The 14,964-nt window shown below is 70.1% G+C and carries 13 protein-coding genes and 2 tRNA genes; 5 read left to right on the forward strand and 10 right to left on the reverse strand.

Annotation, left to right across the window (positions count from 1 at the left end; all coding sequences use genetic code 11):
* The first annotated feature begins 88 nt into the window (after window positions 1-88).
* The gene (locus tag ACWDRW_RS04750; RefSeq protein ID WP_451720088.1) at window positions 89-481 is read left to right on the forward strand and encodes a CBS domain-containing protein; all 393 of its coding nucleotides are present in this window, start codon (window positions 89-91) and stop codon (window positions 479-481) included.
* A gap of 72 nt (window positions 482-553) precedes the next feature.
* On the opposite strand, the gene ACWDRW_RS04755 is transcribed toward ACWDRW_RS04750, so the two are convergent.
* Window positions 554-2,008, reverse strand: coding sequence for a catalase (locus ACWDRW_RS04755; RefSeq protein ID WP_451720091.1), 1,455 nt, complete (start codon window positions 2,006-2,008; stop codon window positions 554-556).
* 153 nt (window positions 2,009-2,161) lie between these two features.
* On the opposite strand from ACWDRW_RS04755, the gene ACWDRW_RS04760 reads away from it, so the two are divergent.
* Window positions 2,162-2,581, forward strand: a complete 420-nt coding sequence (locus ACWDRW_RS04760) for a Fur family transcriptional regulator (RefSeq protein WP_451720093.1) — start codon at window positions 2,162-2,164, stop codon at window positions 2,579-2,581.
* Window positions 2,582-2,727: 146 nt separating this feature from the next.
* On the opposite strand, the gene ACWDRW_RS04765 is transcribed toward ACWDRW_RS04760, so the two are convergent.
* The 4 genes from ACWDRW_RS04765 to ACWDRW_RS04780 form a co-directional block, all read right to left on the reverse strand.
* Window positions 2,728-2,801, reverse strand: a tRNA-Met gene (locus ACWDRW_RS04765).
* Between the two features lie 171 nt (window positions 2,802-2,972).
* A complete protein-coding gene (locus ACWDRW_RS04770) occupies window positions 2,973-4,781 on the reverse strand; it encodes a tetratricopeptide repeat protein (RefSeq protein ID WP_451720096.1) in 1,809 nt (602 codons plus the stop codon).
* Window positions 4,782-4,988: 207 nt separating this feature from the next.
* Window positions 4,989-5,062 (reverse strand) — tRNA-Met (locus ACWDRW_RS04775).
* A 41-nt stretch (window positions 5,063-5,103) separates the two neighbouring features.
* A complete protein-coding gene (locus ACWDRW_RS04780) occupies window positions 5,104-8,037 on the reverse strand; it encodes a UPF0182 family membrane protein (protein ID WP_451720371.1) in 2,934 nt (977 codons plus the stop codon).
* A gap of 164 nt (window positions 8,038-8,201) precedes the next feature.
* Here ACWDRW_RS04780 and ACWDRW_RS04785 point away from each other — a divergent pair, with 164 nt between their 5' ends.
* Window positions 8,202-8,744, forward strand: coding sequence for a PPA1309 family protein (locus tag ACWDRW_RS04785; protein WP_451720099.1), 543 nt, complete (start codon window positions 8,202-8,204; stop codon window positions 8,742-8,744).
* A 61-nt stretch (window positions 8,745-8,805) separates the two neighbouring features.
* Here ACWDRW_RS04785 and ACWDRW_RS04790 read toward each other — a convergent pair whose 3' ends face one another.
* The 4 genes from ACWDRW_RS04790 to ACWDRW_RS04805 all read right to left on the reverse strand — a co-directional run bounded on the left by ACWDRW_RS04790 (window position 8,806) and on the right by ACWDRW_RS04805 (window position 12,007).
* On the reverse strand, window positions 8,806-9,900 hold the full coding sequence (locus ACWDRW_RS04790; protein WP_451720101.1) for a YlbL family protein: 1,095 nt from the start codon (window positions 9,898-9,900) through the stop codon (window positions 8,806-8,808).
* A gap of 36 nt (window positions 9,901-9,936) precedes the next feature.
* Window positions 9,937-10,095 (reverse strand): hypothetical protein, encoded by a 159-nt coding sequence (locus tag ACWDRW_RS04795; protein ID WP_451720103.1) that lies wholly within the window; start codon window positions 10,093-10,095, stop codon window positions 9,937-9,939.
* A gap of 130 nt (window positions 10,096-10,225) precedes the next feature.
* Window positions 10,226-10,687 (reverse strand): molybdenum cofactor biosynthesis protein MoaE, encoded by a 462-nt coding sequence (locus tag ACWDRW_RS04800; protein WP_451720105.1) that lies wholly within the window; start codon window positions 10,685-10,687, stop codon window positions 10,226-10,228.
* A 207-nt stretch (window positions 10,688-10,894) separates the two neighbouring features.
* Window positions 10,895-12,007 (reverse strand): SDR family oxidoreductase, encoded by a 1,113-nt coding sequence (locus ACWDRW_RS04805; RefSeq protein ID WP_451720108.1) that lies wholly within the window; start codon window positions 12,005-12,007, stop codon window positions 10,895-10,897.
* Between the two features lie 193 nt (window positions 12,008-12,200).
* Between ACWDRW_RS04805 and ACWDRW_RS04810 the strand changes: the two genes are divergently transcribed.
* The gene (locus ACWDRW_RS04810) at window positions 12,201-13,637 is read left to right on the forward strand and encodes a zinc-dependent metalloprotease (protein ID WP_451720110.1); all 1,437 of its coding nucleotides are present in this window, start codon (window positions 12,201-12,203) and stop codon (window positions 13,635-13,637) included.
* On the forward strand, window positions 13,634-14,149 hold the full coding sequence (locus tag ACWDRW_RS04815) for an NUDIX hydrolase (RefSeq protein ID WP_451720112.1): 516 nt from the start codon (window positions 13,634-13,636) through the stop codon (window positions 14,147-14,149). Before ACWDRW_RS04810 ends, ACWDRW_RS04815 begins: the two co-directional genes overlap by 4 nt.
* A gap of 51 nt (window positions 14,150-14,200) precedes the next feature.
* Here the strand turns inward: ACWDRW_RS04815 and ACWDRW_RS04820 are convergent, their stop codons facing one another.
* Window positions 14,201-14,956, reverse strand: coding sequence for an AIM24 family protein (locus ACWDRW_RS04820; RefSeq protein ID WP_451720115.1), 756 nt, complete (start codon window positions 14,954-14,956; stop codon window positions 14,201-14,203).
* Window positions 14,957-14,964 lie beyond the last annotated feature (8 nt).

Genomic DNA, 14,964 nt, shown 5'->3' on the forward strand with positions numbered 1-14,964 from the left:
GCCACTCTGAGAGTCCCGCCCCTTGTGAACTTGTGAAACCGTGAACAAGGGGGCCCGGGAACCCCCCCCTCAGGAGGTGGCTGCATCCATGCTCGTCCGCGACGCCATGAGCACCGTGGTCCTCACCATCGGCCCCACCCACACCCTTCGCCAGGCCGCCGCGCTGATGTCCACCCGCAGGGTGGGCGCCGCCGTCGTCCTCGATCCCGACGCCGGCGGGATCGGCATCATCACCGAACGCGACATCCTGGTATCCGTCGGCCTCGGCCAGAACCCGGACTCGGAGTGCGCCCACGCCCACACCACCACCGACGTGGTGTTCGCGGCCCCGGCCTGGACGCTGGAGGAGGCGGCCCACGCGATGGCGCACGGCGGCTTCCGCCATCTGATCGTTCTCGACCACGACGAACCCGTCGGCATCGTCTCGGTCCGCGACATCATCCGCTGCTGGGCACCCCTGCGGCAGCGGATCCCGGCGTAGACGCGAACGGGCCGGACCCCGTGTCCCGGGGTCCGGCCCGCTTCGGCAAGCGATCCAGTGCTGGTGTGATGATCAGCCGCGCAGGGCCTGGACCGCGGCCTCCAGCCGCTTGCCGAAGTCCTCGTCCGCGTTGCGGAAGTTGCCGATCGCCCGCTCGACGATCTCCGTCCGGGAGACCTTGGCGATGAAGCCCGCCAGGTTGTCGATCAGGCGCTCCTTCTCGTCGTCGGACATCAGCCGGTACAGGTTGCCCGCCTGCACGAAGTCGTCGTCCTCGGCGTGCACCGGCGCCGGGTGGTTGCCCGTGCCGCCGCCGAAACCGTCGTACGACTGCCACAGCGGGCGGCCGGTCTGCGCCGGGCCGCCGAAGCTGTTCGGCTCGTAGTTCTTCGCCCCGCCGTGGCGGCCGTCGTAGAGGAAGCCGTCACGGGAGTTGGTGCGCGCCTCGGTGGCGTGCGGGCGGTTCACCGGGAGGTGGTCCGCGTTGATGCCGACGCGGTAGCGGTGGGCGTCGCCGTAGGCGAAGAGACGGCCCTGGAGCATCTTGTCCGGGGACGGGCCGATGCCGGGCACGAAGTGCGCCGGACTGAAGATCGACTGCTCGACCTCGGCGAAGACGTTCTCCGGGTTGCGGTTGAGTTCCAGCTTGCCGATCTCGATGCGCGGGTAGTCCGCGTGCGGCCACACCTTGGTGAGGTCGAAGGGGTTGAAGCGGTAGTTCGCCGCCTCGGCCGCCGGCATGATCTGGACGTACACGGTCCAGCTCGGGAACTCGCCCCGCTCGATGGCCTCGCGCAGATCGCGCTGGTGGGAGTCGGGGTCCTCACCGGCGAGCCGGTTGGCCTCGGCCTGGGTGAGGTTCTTGATGCCCTGGTCGGTCTTGAAGTGGTACTTGACCCAGAAGACCTCACCGGCCTCGTTGTTCCACTGGAACGTGTGCGAGCCGAAGCCGTCCATGTGGCGGTAGGACGCCGGGATGCCGCGGTCGCCGAACAGCCAGGTCACCTGGTGGGTGGACTCAGGGCTCAGACTCCAGAAGTCCCAGACGTTGTCCGCCTCGGTCGAGCCCGTGTACGGGTCGCGCTTCTGGGTGTGGATGAAGTCGGGGAACTTGATGGCGTCCTTGATGAAGAACACCGGGGTGTTGTTGCCGACGAGGTCGTAGTTGCCCTCCTCGGTATAGAACTTCAGCGCCCAGCCACGCGGATCGCGCACCGCGTCGGCCGCACCGAGGTTGCCCGCGACCGTGGAGAAACGCAGGAAGGTCTCGGTCTGCTTGCCCACCTCGGAGAGGAAGGCGGCACGCGTGTACGGCGTGACATCGGCGGTCACCGTGAAGGTGCCGTAGGCACCGGCGCCGCGGGCGTGCACCACACGCTCCGGAATGCGCTCACGGTTGAAGTGGGCCAGCTTCTCCAGAAGGAGCTGGTCCTGCACGAGCACGGGGCCACCGACGCCCGCGGTCTCGCTGTTCTGGTTGTCGGCCACCGGTGCACCGGCTTCCGTAGTGAGCGGTCCCTGCGTCACGTGCGCCTCCTGCTTGCTGTTCCACGGCTGAAGCCGTTCCTGTCCCTTGGCTAAAGCCGTTCCCGATCCTACAATGGACAATGTCTAAGTCAAATAAGGTTCCAAAGTCACACCCATTCGGGACCTGGTCCCCCTGCTGTTAGGCTGTAGCGCATGAGTGACCTTCTGGAACGGCTGCGCGGACGTGGATGGCGGATGACCGCGCAGCGGCGCGTCGTGGCCGAGGTCCTCGACGGCGAACACGTCCACCTGACGGCCGACGAGGTCCACGCCAGGGCTGTCGCCAAACTGCCCGAGATCTCCCGGGCGACCGTCTACAACACGCTGGGCGAGCTGGTCTCCCTCGGCGAGGTGCTCGAGGTCGCCACCGACAAGCGCGCCAAGCGGTACGACCCGAACGCGCACCGGCCGCACCACCACCTGGTCTGCGCCCAGTGCGGCGCGATCCGGGACGTCCACCCGACCGGGAACCCGCTCGCCGACCTGCCCTCCTCCGAGCGCTTCGGCTTCACGGTCTCGGACGTCGAGGTGACCTACCGGGGCCTCTGCCCCAACTGCGCGGCGGCCGCGTAACCACCCCCACAGACGCCCGCGAGGAGCCCCGGCACCGACCGAATCGGTGCCGGGGCTTTTGCTTGGGCTTCTGCCGGCGCGTGGGGACACCGCACGGGAAACACCAAGGGCCGGAACCCTTTCGGATTCCGGCCCTTGGCCTTCAGTAGCGGGGACAGGATTTGAACCTGCGACCTCTGGGTTATGAGCCCAGCGAGCTACCGAGCTGCTCCACCCCGCGTCGGTGAATGCAACGTTACGTCAAGGACGCGGACGGAGGCAAATCGCGCTGCGTTTTCCCTGGGGACGCCCCCGGACCACTGGCAGAGAAGCAGGTCGGTAGCAGGTCGGTCCGCCTCACCAGCGGGGACTCCACGCGGTCCGCCACACGGAATCCCGCCCCCGCCCTGCCCTACGCCGACAGCTCCTCCCGCAGCGCGTCCCGCAGCCGTGCCGCGCGCTCCGTGACCTCCCCGGGCCCCAGGGCCACCGCGCGGTCCGCCCATCTCTGCCCCTCCGCCAGCTCGCCGCGACGCGCGTAGACCAGGGCCAGCCGCAACGCCGCCCGACCGTGACCGGCGTCGGCGGCCCGTGTCCACCACACGGCCGCCTCCGGCTCGCTCCCCTCCCGGGCGAGCAGCAGTCCCAGGTTGAAGGCGCCGTTGCGGGAGCCGGCCTCCGCCGCCTCCCGGTACCAGCGGGCCGCCTCCACGACATCGCCCCGCGCGGCGGCGAGCATCCCCACCCGCACCTGCGCCCGACGGTGCCCCTGCCCGGCCGCCCGCTCGTACCACTCCTCGCACTCGGTCTTCGGGCAGTGCACCGGCTCCCCCAACTCGTGAGCGGGCTCCGCGGGGCGCCGGGCGTCGAGCACGGTGGCCAGCCGGTACGCCGCCTCCGCGCTGCCGCCTCCCGCCGCGCACCGCAGATGCCGCTCGGCCTCGGCGTCGTCACCGTCCCGCAGCAGGGCGATACCGACCTGGAGCGCGGCCTCCGTGTGTCCGGCGGCGGCCGCCCGCTCGTACCAGCGCAGCGCGACGGCACTCTCGCCCCGCCCGGCGAACAGGATCCCGAGGTTGAAGGCGGCGTCCACGCTCCCCGCCTCCGCGGCCTTGGAGAACCAGGGCTCGGCGCCGCCCGCGTCGCCGCCCTGGAGCAGCAGGATCGCCAGCGCGTTCGCTGCCTCCCGGTGCCCGGCGTACGCGGCCCGGCGGTACCACTGCTCCGCCTGCGCGGTCCGTCCCTGCTCGGCGCAGAGCAGCCCGAGGTTGTACGCGCCGTTCACGTCACCGGCGTCCATCGCGGCCCGGTACCACCGCTCGGCGGTCTGGGTCTGGCCCCGCTCGGCGTGCAGCGCGCCCAGCGCGTTCGCCGCGTTCCCGTCGCCCTCTTGAGCGGCCCGCAGCCACCACACGGCGGCGCTCTCCTCGTCCCCGGCGTCCCGCAGCAGGAACCCGAGGGCGCAGGCGGCCCGTGCCTCGCCGTCCTTGGCGGACGTCAGGTACCAGCGGCCGGCCTCCTTGAGCTCCCCGCGCCGCTCCAGGATCGCGCCGAGATGCAACGCGGCCCGCCGGTGACCGCGCGCGGCGGCCTGCCGGTACCACTGCTCGGCCTCCGCCACGGAGTCGTCCGCGTCCTCGACACCGTTGTCACCGTCGGCCTCCCCCGCGGCCCGCCGGTCCAGCGCTCGCGCCAGCCGGTACGCGGCCTCCCGGTGCCCCCGCTCGGCCGCCGCCCGCATCCACTGCTCGGCTCCGGCGTCGCCGCGGTGCTCCAGCAGATCGGCGAGCGCGTACGCGCCGAGCGCGTGTCCCTGTTCGGCGGACTGGCGCAGCCAGTATTCGGCGGCCGGCTCGTCGCCGCGCTCACGGTGATGCCGGCCCAGCGCGTGCGCGGCCGCGGCCGATCCGGCGACGGCGGCGATCCGCCACCAGCCCGCGGCCTCGTCGGCGTACCCGCGCTGATGGAGGAGGACTCCCAGATTGTTGGCGGCGGCCCGGTCGCCCGCGGCGGTGGCGGCACGCAACTGGGGCTCGGCTCCGTCGAGATCACCGCGGCGCAGCAGCATCGCGCCGAGGACGCTCATCGCCTCGGCGTCACCGGCCTCGGCGGCAAGTCGCAGGCGCAGCTCCTCGGCAGCCTCACCGGCCTCGTCCGGGTCGGAAGACTGCACAAAAGGCCCTGTCTCCAACAGAGTTGCCTTGTCCCCCATAACGTCCATCGTCGCACCACCTGCAACCTGGGTACACCTGGTATACCGCAGCCAGTGAGGTCACTTCAGCGTTTTGTCGACATGCCCACAGAGAGACAAGTCAAACACAGTTCCCCCAACTCCCCACAGGGGCGCGGCGGTACCGCCCCCCGGCACATGCGTTCGCACATCACGAAGGCCCGGATCCTTGATCAGGATCCGGGCCTTCGCAATCAGTAGCGGGGACAGGATTTGAACCTGCGACCTCTGGGTTATGAGCCCAGCGAGCTACCGAGCTGCTCCACCCCGCGCCGTTGTGTTGCAACCGTATCACGGCGCGGGGTGGGCTTGATCAGCCGCTGTCCGGGCTGGAGGTGGGGCTGGGACTCGCGCCGCCGCCGTCACCACCGTCACCGGAGTCGCCGGCCTGCGCGTCCTCGGCCCGGCGCAGGGCGTCCTCCAGTTCCTCCTGGGCCTTGCCGTACGCCTCCCAGTCGCCGTCCTTCAGCGCCTGCTGACCGTCCTCGAAGGCCTTCTGGGCGTCGTTCAACGCCTCTTGGACCGTGGGGTCGTCGGTCGTCGGCGGTGGCGTCGGCTTGTCGGTGCCGTCCTCGCCGTCCTCCGGTGGCTCGGGGGTCGTTCCCTCGGCCCCGAACACCTTGTTGAGGGCCTGGTCGAGGGTGTCCTCGAAGGCGGTACTGCCGCCGTAGGTCACCAACACCTTGCGCAGCAGCGGGTACTTGAGCCCGCCACCGCGGACGTAGACGGGTTCGACGTACAGGAGCCCGCCGTCCAGTGGCACCGCGAGCAGGTTGCCGTACTCGACGTTCGAGTCGCCTCTGCTGAGGAGACTGATCGTCTCGGCGATGTCCTGTTCGGAGTTGAATTGGCTCTGGACCTGTTTGGGTCCGTTGACGGTGGTGTTCGTCGGCAGTTTCAGGATTCTGATCTTGCCGTAGTCACTGGTGCCCGCTTCCGCGTCCACGGCCATGAACGCGCTGAGGTTGTCCCGGCCGTTCGGCGTGAACGTCGTCGTCAGCGAGAACACCTGTGACTGCTGGTCGGGCATCCTCATGCTCAGGTAGTACGGAGGCACCGCGTCGCCCGCCTTGTTGGTCGGGTCGTCCGGCACCTGCCACACCTCGCTGCCGCTGAGGAAGGTGTTCGCGTCGTCCACGTGGTAGCGGGTGAGCAGCTCGCGCTGCACCTTGAACAGGTCCTGCGGGTAACGCAGATGGGCCATCAGCGACTCGGAGATGTCGCTCTTGGGCTCCACCGTGTTCGGGAAGGCCTTCATCCAGGTCTTCAGGACCGGGTCCTGGGTGTCCCACTGGTAGAGCTTGACCTCGCCGCTGTACGCGTCGACGGTCGCCTTCACCGAGTTGCGGATGTAGTTGACCTGGTTCTGCTGGGCCACCACCGCGCGGGAGTCGTTCGTCGCGGTCAGCGAGTCGGCCGTCGTGTCCCCGAGGGTGGTCCGCGAGGCGTACGGATAGCCGTTGGTGGTCGTGTAGGCGTCGACGATCCACTGGATCTTGCCGTCCACGACCGCCGGGTAGGCGTCACCGTCGATGGTCAGCCACGGCGCGACCGCCTCGACCCGCTCCTTGGGCGTGCGGTTGTAGAGGATCCGCGAACCCTCGCCGATCGCCCCGGAGTACAGGATCTGCGGCTCGCTGAACGACACCGCGTAGGCGGCGCGGTTGATCGGGTTGGAGAGGTTGACCCCGCTCTTGCCCTCGTAGCTGTAGGTCTTCTCGCCGCTGTCGTCGGAGTAGTCGATCTCCTTCTGGGGACCGCCGACGATCGAGTACTCGGTGGTCTTCTCACCGTAGTAGACACGCTGCTGGTACTGGCCGAGGTCGCCCTTGGAGGGCAGGTCGGACTCGGTGAAGACCGGGCGGCCCTGGGAGTCGGCGCTGGTTCCCTCGGCGGCGACCACGCCGTAGCCGTGCGTGTAGCGGAAGTGGTCGTTGATCCAGTTGTTCTTCGGGATGCCGTTGAGGTTCAGCTCACGCAGACCGATGACGGTGTCCTGGTCCTTGCCGTCCTTGCTGTACCGGTCGACGTCCAGGTTGGTCGGGAAGCCGTAGTAGTTCCGGATCTGCTGGAGCTGCTGGAAGGTCGGCGAGACGACGTTCGGGTCCATGATGCGGATGGACGCGGTCTTGTCGACGTCGTCCCGCAGCTTGGTCTTGTCGTCGGTGTTGCTCTGCCCCGAGTACTCGGTGACCTTGGCGTCGTCGATGCCGTACGCCTTGCGGGTCGCCTCGAGGTTCTTCTTGACGTACGGCGCTTCCTTGGCCTGCTCGTTCGGCTGGACCTGGAACTTCTGGACGATCGCCGGGTACAGACCGCCGATGAGGATCGCCGAGAGCACCATCAGGCCGAAGCCGATGACGGGCAGCTGCCAGGTGCGCCGCCACAGGGTGGCGAAGAACAGCAGGGCGCAGATGACCGCGATGCAGAACAGGATCGTCTTGGCCGGCAGATAGGCGTTGGCGTCGACGTACCTGAGGCCCGTCCAGTTGTCCGTCGCCTTGAAGTCGCTCGACTTCACGGCCAGGCCGTACCGGTCGAGCCAGTAGGCGACCGCCTTCAACGCGACGAAGATGCCGAGCAGCACCGACAGATGCCCGGTGGCCGCGGCGGTGGCACGCGCGCCGGGGCTGGTGATGCGCAGCCCGCCGTACAGGTAGTGGGTCAGCGCGGCGGCGATCAGGGACAGGATCGCGGCGGCGAAGCCGAACCCGAGCAGGAAGCGGTACCAGGGCAGGTCGAAGGCGTAGAAGGAGACGTCCAGATCGAACTGGGGGTCCTTCTGCCCGAACGACACGCCGTTGACCCACATCAGCCAGGTCCGCCACTGCCCCGACGCGGAGGCACCGGCGATCAGCCCGACCAGCGCGGTGATCCCGAGCAGCAGCCACCTCTTGTACGGCGCGATGCCCATCCGGTACCGGTCGAGGCTCTGCTGCTCCATCGACATGGCGCTCAGCGGCGGGCGCAGCCGGTGGGCCAGCCAGATGTTGAAGCCGACCGAGAGGGCCATGAGCAGGCCGAAGACGAAGAAGAGACCGATCTTCGTCCACAGGGTGGTGGTGAAGACGGACGAGTAGTTCACCGAGCGGTACCAGAGCCAGTCCGTCCAGAAGCCCGCGAACATGGTGAACGCCATGCCGAGTACGGCAAGGACGCCCAGCGTCATGAGCAGGGTCCGGACACGCCGGGACGGGCGGCCCACTCTGATCCGTGGCCCCGTCGGGCCTCCGCCGCGGTCCGGCATCTGGAAAGCCAAGGTGCGCACCTCGAAGTTCGCTGTCGATCCGTCAGGCCCTTGCCTTTTCGGGCCCTCCGGGGGGCCTCGTGATCGTAGGCCCACACCTATGCAACTTACTCACGCTTTACTCGGTTCCCGATTCCGGGTGGGAACGAGGCAGGATTGTGACCATGTCCAACACTCCCATGGCGGCGAGCCCGCTCACCCGGGCCGTGCTCGAGATCGACGAGTACGCCTCCGGCCTCGGCTGGGACCAGCCCGCCCGTCTGTTCGCCCTCGTAGACACCGCACGGCTGCGGGCCCAGGAACCCGGCCTCGCCGCCCAGCTCGGCCTGGAGGGCGAACAGGAGAACTCCGGCCTGACCCCCATCGAGCAGGATGAGATTCCAACGGGCAAGCCGCTCGACGAGTTCCTCGGCACCATCGCCTGGCCCGACGCGGTCGTCGGCTGCGCCCTCACGGTGGAGCGCCTGATGCTGCCGCCGTCGGCGGAGGCCCAGGTTCCGAAGGACCTGGACGAGGCCGCGCTGACGAAGTGGGTGGCCCGGCACCCGGAGCGTCAGGAGGTCCGGATGACCGTCGCCGTCCTGCGGGACGGCACTCGCGAGTCGGCCCTGCGGCTGCGGGAGAAGGACTCGCCGACGGAGGTCCTCACCGGCTCGGACCTGGTGCCGGGGCTGGCGGAGGCGCTGGCGGCGACGTTCGAGGAGTAGTCGCGGGTGCGGGCGGCTGCGGCGTGATCCGCCGGACGGGCCGCTAGTGCCGCGTCAGGCACTAGCTCGCGGAGCACTTCGGCAGGTCGGCGGTGTCGCCGGAGCGGATGTCCGCCAGGGCGCCGAGCGCGTCGTCGATGGTGCCGACCTTGACGAGGGTGAGCCCGTCGGGGGTGTCCTTGGCGGCGGCCGCGCAGTTGTCGGCCGGCGTCAGGAAGTACTGGGCGCCCTTGTCCCGGGCGCCCACGGTCTTCATCTCGACGCCGCCGATGGGGCCGACCTTGCCGTCGTCGTCGATGGTGCCGGTTCCGGCCACGAAGGAGCCGCCGGTCAGGCTGCCCGGGGTGAGCTTGTCGTAGATGCCGAGCGCGAACATCAGACCCGCGCTCGGCCCGCCCACGTCGGCGAGCTTGATGTCGATGGTGAACGGGAAGGTGTGGTCGGTCCCGGCGGAGATCCCGACGATGGCCCGCTTCTCGCCGGCGTCGTCGGAGGTCGCGGTGGTGATCGTGACCTTCTCCGTCTTGACCGGGGCCCGCTGCTCCTTCTCGGCCGCGGCCTGCTCCTTGGCGGGCACGATCGTGAACCGCACGTCCTCGCCGGGCTTGTGCTTCGTGACCAGTTCGGCCACGTCCGCCGGCTCCTTCACTGCGGTGCCGTCGACCGCCTTGATCACATCGCCGGCGTGCAGCTTGCCCTCGGCCGGGGAGTCCTTGACGACGGTGGAGACGATCACCCAGGACTGCACGGGGATGTCCAGCGCCTCCAGGGCCGCGACCTTCGCGCTCTCCTGGGACTGGCTGAACTCCTCGGCGTTCTCCTGGGTGGACTGCTCCTCGGTCTTGCCGTCCGGGTAGAGCGTCTCGTGCGGGACGACCTTGTTGTCGTGCGCGAGCCAGCCGTAGACGGCCTCGACGAGGTTCATCTTGTAGTCGGCGCTGGTCACCCGGACCGTGGTCATGTTCAGGTGGCCGCTGGTGGCGTACGTCTTGCGGCCCGAGATCTGGAGCACCGGCTCGCCGTCGTGGTCCCCGAGCGTGTTCACCGTCGGCCCCGGGGACATCTCCGAGTACGGCACGGGGATGAACACTCCCGCGCACAGAAGCGCGATCAGCATCAGGGTGGAGGCGAGCATCGTCGCGGTGCGGCGTGGCATGCCTCGACAGTACGGGACGGTCCTGTCAGCGTCCCGTCAGGGCCGCGTCTTCTCCATGGCGGCACGGAAGCGGGCGTATCCGTCCAGCTCGGGACCGTCGCCGCGGACCCTGCGGGTCCGGTTGGCCCAACTGCCCCACAGACCGGCGCCGATCGCAGCTACAAGCGGAATCAGCAACCAGGCGAGCGCCGCCATGCCGTCCTCCCAACCCCATTGAGCGACCGCAACTGACTGATCAGCAGATTAACCATCCGCACTGACAACGCTCGGCCCAGGGGTGCGGTTACGCAACCGGAGGGGGGTGGGGGTACCCGGCGGGGTCCCGTCAGCAGGCCCCGACCCACTCCTCGGTGCCGTCGGAGAACTTCTGGTGCTTCCAGATCGGCACCTCGTGCTTGAGATCGTCGATCAGCTTCCGGCAGGCCTCGAAGGCCTCGCCCCGGTGGGGACAGGACACGGCGACGACGACGGCGAGATCGCCGACCCCGAGGTCCCCGACGCGGTGCACGGCGGCGAGGGCGCGCACCGGGAACTCCGCGACGACCTTCTCGGCGATCCGCCGCATCTCGCTCTCGGCACTGGGATGGCAGGAGTATCCGAGCTCGTCGACGTCGGCACCCCCGTCGTGGTTCCGCACGGTCCCGACGAACAGGGCGGTCCCCCCGGCGGCATCGTCCCCCACGGCACGGAAGACCTCGTCGAGCGAGAGCGCGGTCTCCCTGATGGAGAGCAGCTTGATGGGATCCTGCGCGGCCTGCTCACCGGGGTGATCGTTCATGGGTGCCATGCCTCCATCGTGCCGCACGCGCGCGACGGCGGGGAATACCGAAATCACCCGGCACACACGCGTGCGGCTTTGGAGCCTCCTACAGGACCCACGTGGCTGCGGGCGCCGTGCGGCCCCACCAGGTCCCGTCCCACCCAGCCCCGCACCACCCGGCCTCGACCGACCCGGCCCCGATCGACAGACCCGGCCCAGCCCGATCCGGCCCCGTCAGATCCGGCGCCGTGCCTTCCGGGCCCGCCGCACGACCGCCGCCGCGCCGAGCAGCGCCACCGTCGCACCCGCGGCACCCGCAGCCGTCGCGTCCTTCCGACCCAGCCGCCGCCCGGCCACCGTGTGCCGCCCGGCCACCTCCTCCAGCAGCTCGGCCAGCACCTCCTCGTTCGTCCACCGCGGCCGCCACCCCGCGTCGTGCAGCCGGCTCCCGCTCACCACCCAGGGGTACATCGTGTACGCGAGATCCCCGGCCGGAGACGGAGTGAGCCCGATCCGGTGCAGGCGAGCCGCCGCGCCCAGCGCGACCGCGGACGGCAGCTCCATCCGGCGGATCCCGCTCAGCTCCTCGACCTCCTCCTGCTCCAGCCACCCGTCGCACCCGACGGCGAGCTCGCCGTCGACCTTCTCCAGGACGGCGTACTCCAGAGCGCTCACCAGGTCCTCGACATGGCAGAACTGCCACGCGGGCCGCGAACCGGCCACGACCAGCAGCCGGGGAGACTCGAAGTACCTGGTCAGCGCGGTGTCCGTGCCGCCCACCAGCACCGCGGGCCGCACCACGGTCACATTCAGCCCGGGATGCGCCCGCGGAGCCCGCCGCGCGAGCCGCTCGACCTCCAGCAGGTCCCCCACGCCCGTCGCCTCGGCAGTCGCCCGCAGCTCGGCGTCCTCCGACAGCGGCAGCTCGTTGTCGGGCAGGGCGCCGTAGACCATGGAGGACGTGCACAGCACGACCCGGTGCACGCCGGCGGCCGCCGCGGCCGTCAGCACGGTCTGGGTCCCCCGGACGTTGTACGCCGTCCGGGCGGCACCGTCGGTCTCCAGATCGAGGTCGAGGGCCAGATGGACCACCACATCGGCCCCCCGCAGCTTCTCCGCGATGGCCGGATCCCGCACATCCAGGATGTGCCACTGCGCACCCGCGCACTCGCCGCGCCGCTCGTCGATGGCGATGACCTGCTTGATCTCCTCCGACGCGGCCAGCCGCTCGGTGAGCAGGGCTCCTACGCCGGACGCGGCACCGGTGACCGCCACGACGGGCCCGCGGGGGGCGGGACTGGTTGACTGGTTTCGCGCTGCGCGAACCTGCGGATCAGGGGAACTCACCGGGCGTCTCCAGCGGTTGTCTTCAGTACGGACGCGAGTGACGCGTACGTACCAGGTGGCATCCATCCTGCCGCAGGCCGACTGTCGGCGAAGCACCGAGGCCCCGAGCGCCCGTGGTGTCTACGCTGGGTGGTGTTATCGGGCAGTCGCGCCGCCGGAGTGAAACCGGCGGCCTTACCAGCCGAGGAATCCCGTGAGTGACACCCCATTCGGATTCGGCCTTCCGCCGGAGGAGCCGGACGACGGCGACGAGGGCAAGAAGAAGGACCAGCAGAGCGGTGGTGGTCAGGGCCCGGCCAACCCGTTCGGTTTCGGCGGGCTGCCCGGAGCCGGTGGCTTCGGTGGCCCCGGCGGTCCGGGCGCCGACAACCCGTTCGCCGCCATGTTCGGTTCCCTGAACCCCACCGACCTGGGCGCCGCGTTCCAGCAGCTGGGCCAGATGCTCTCGTACGAGGGCGGCCCGGTGAACTGGGACATGGCCAAGCAGATCGCCCGCCAGACGGTCTCCCAGGGCACGTCGGACGGCACCAAGGACTCGAGCGTCGGGCCCGCCGAGCGCTCCGCCGTCGAGGAGGCCGTCCGCCTGGCGGACCTGTGGCTCGACGACGCCACCTCGCTGCCGTCCGGCGCCGGCTCCGCCGTGGCCTGGTCCCGCGCGGAGTGGGTCGAGGCGACCCTGCCGGCCTGGAAGGAGCTCGTGGACCCGGTCGCGGAGCGCGTCGGCACCGCCATGGGTGACGTCCTGCCGGAGGAGATGCAGGCCATGGCCGGCCCGCTGATCGGCATGATGCGCTCCATGGGCGGCGCCATGTTCGGCACGCAGATCGGGCAGGCCGTCGGCGTGCTCGCGGGCGAGGTCGTCGGCTCCACCGACATCGGCCTGCCGCTCGGCCCGGCCGGGAAGGCCGCGCTGCTGCCGGTCAACGTCGAGGCGTTCGGCAAGGACCTGGGCGTGCCCAAGGAGGAGGTGCGGCTGTATCTCGCCCTGCGCGAGGCCGCCCACCAGCGCCTGTTCGCGCACGTGCCGTGGCTGCGCTCGCACCTGTTCGGCGCGGTCGACGGCTACGCGCGCGGGATCAAGGTCGACACCGCCAAGCTGGAGGACGTGGTCGGCCAGTTCGACCCGCAGAACCCCGAACAGCTGCAGGACGCCCTTCAGCAGGGCATGTTCCAGCCGGAGGACACGCCCGAGCAGAAGGCCGCCCTGGCCCGTCTGGAGACGGCGCTCGCGCTGGTCGAGGGCTGGGTGGACGCGGTGGTGCACGCGGCCGCGAAGCCGCGGCTGTCGTCCGCCGACGCGCTGCGCGAGACCCTGCGCCGCCGCCGCGCCTCGGGCGGTCCTGCCGAGCAGACGTTCGCCACGCTGATCGGTCTGGAGCTGCGCCCGCGCCGCCTGCGCGACGCCTCGCGTTTGTGGGCCTCGCTCACCGACGCGCGCGGGGTCGACGGCCGGGACGCCCTGTGGGCCCACCCGGACATGCTGCCGACGGCGACCGACCTGGACGACCCGGACGGCTTCGTCCACCGCGAACAGCTGGACTTCTCCGAGCTGGACAAGATGCTCGGCGAGGCGGCGGGCAAGCCCGATCTGAAGAAGAAGGACGACTCCGAGGACGACGAGACCGAGTGAGCCTGTACGACGACGCGGTCCTCGTGCTGAAGGGCTACGAGGACCAGGCCGACCTGCGCCAGGTCTACCTGGACCATCTCGCCGCCCATCCGGACGGCATGTGGAAGGCCTGCGAGGCCGGGCACATCACGGCGAGCGCCCTGGTGATCGACCCGTCGCGCGGGCGGGTGCTGCTGACCCTCCACAAGAAGCTGCGGATGTGGCTGCAGATGGGCGGTCACTGCGAGCCCGTGGACGAGACGCTGGCGGCGGCCGCCCTGCGCGAGGGCACCGAGGAGTCGGGCATCGCGGGCCTGACCCTGCTGCCCGGCGGCCCGGTGCGCCTGGACCGCCACCTGACGCCGTGCGCCTGGCACCTGGACGTGCAGTACGCCGCCGTGGCGCGTCCCGGCGCGCTGGAAGCGATCAGCGACGAGTCCCTGGACCTGCGCTGGTTCGCCTACGACGAGGTGGCGGAGGTCGCCGACGAGTCCGTCGTACGACTGCTCGACGCGACCCGCGCGCGGCTGTGAACGCGTAAGGGGCGATCACCCATGGTGCTCGCCCCTTACCGGTCCGGTCCGTCAGCTCCAGACGTTGCCCTGGTTCTGGGCACGCGCGCCCTGCTGACCCATGCCGTACTGGGCGGCGAGGCCCGAGCCGATCTGGGCGTTCTGCGGCGGCAGCAGCTCGCTGGGCTGCACGAGCGCGTAGCCGCTGCCCATGAAGCTGAGCTCCCAGCCCTCGCCGGTGTTGCCCCGGCGGCGCCACACCCCGGAGGAGTGCGTCTGGGCCTGCATCTGGACGCGCAGGCCGGTGGACCAGGCGACGATCGCGTCGGCGTCGCAGTTGACGTACTTGTCGGGCGTGACCTGCATCATCAGCGGCATGCCGGAGGTCATCAGGGCGACCTTGCCGCGGCCGGTGATGTTGAGCTGGTACTTCCCGGAGCCGGAGATGCCGTACAGGCTGTCCACGGCGATGACCTCGTGGTGCAGCGAGGAGTCCATCGCCAGCACATAGCTGCTGTCGACGGTCAGCCCGTCCTGGTCGACGTCCATCAGGTGGATGTGCTGCTTGAGGTTGGCGAGGTAGACCGTGCCCTGCCCGTGGCAGCGCATGAGGTCCAGGCCCTCACCGGTGTGGGCACGCGCGCGTCCCTGGTTGTTGCTCTGGAACTCGGCGTCGAACTCGACCAGGCCCTGGTAGGCGACCATCGTGCCCTTGCGGGCGAGGATGTCGTCGTGACCTTCCAGGGTGAGCCGGAGCATCTGCTTGTTCTGCAGGCTCCAGCGGTCCTGGGTCTGCTGGTCGTTGTAGGCGAAAAGCGGACTCTGCATGGCGTTCT

The organism is Streptomyces sp. NPDC003635 (genome assembly GCF_053587635.1).

Bases quoted from the DNA above. Each gene is read 5' to 3' on its own strand.
- ACWDRW_RS04790 (WP_451720101.1), bottom strand. From the start codon at position 9,900: ATGCCACGCCGCACCGCGACGATGCTCGCCTCCACCCTGATGCTGATC.
- ACWDRW_RS04820 (WP_451720115.1), bottom strand. From the start codon at position 14,956: ATGCAGAGTCCGCTTTTCGCCTACAACGACCAGCAGACCCAGGACCGC.
- ACWDRW_RS04750 (WP_451720088.1), top strand. From the start codon at position 89: ATGCTCGTCCGCGACGCCATGAGCACCGTGGTCCTCACCATCGGCCCC.
- ACWDRW_RS04795 (WP_451720103.1), bottom strand. From the start codon at position 10,095: ATGGCGGCGCTCGCCTGGTTGCTGATTCCGCTTGTAGCTGCGATCGGC.
- ACWDRW_RS04770 (WP_451720096.1), bottom strand. From the start codon at position 4,781: ATGGACGTTATGGGGGACAAGGCAACTCTGTTGGAGACAGGGCCTTTT.
- ACWDRW_RS04780 (WP_451720371.1), bottom strand. From the start codon at position 8,037: ATGCCGGACCGCGGCGGAGGCCCGACGGGGCCACGGATCAGAGTGGGC.
- ACWDRW_RS04785 (WP_451720099.1), top strand. From the start codon at position 8,202: ATGTCCAACACTCCCATGGCGGCGAGCCCGCTCACCCGGGCCGTGCTC.
- ACWDRW_RS04800 (WP_451720105.1), bottom strand. From the start codon at position 10,687: ATGGCACCCATGAACGATCACCCCGGTGAGCAGGCCGCGCAGGATCCC.
- ACWDRW_RS04760 (WP_451720093.1), top strand. From the start codon at position 2,162: ATGAGTGACCTTCTGGAACGGCTGCGCGGACGTGGATGGCGGATGACC.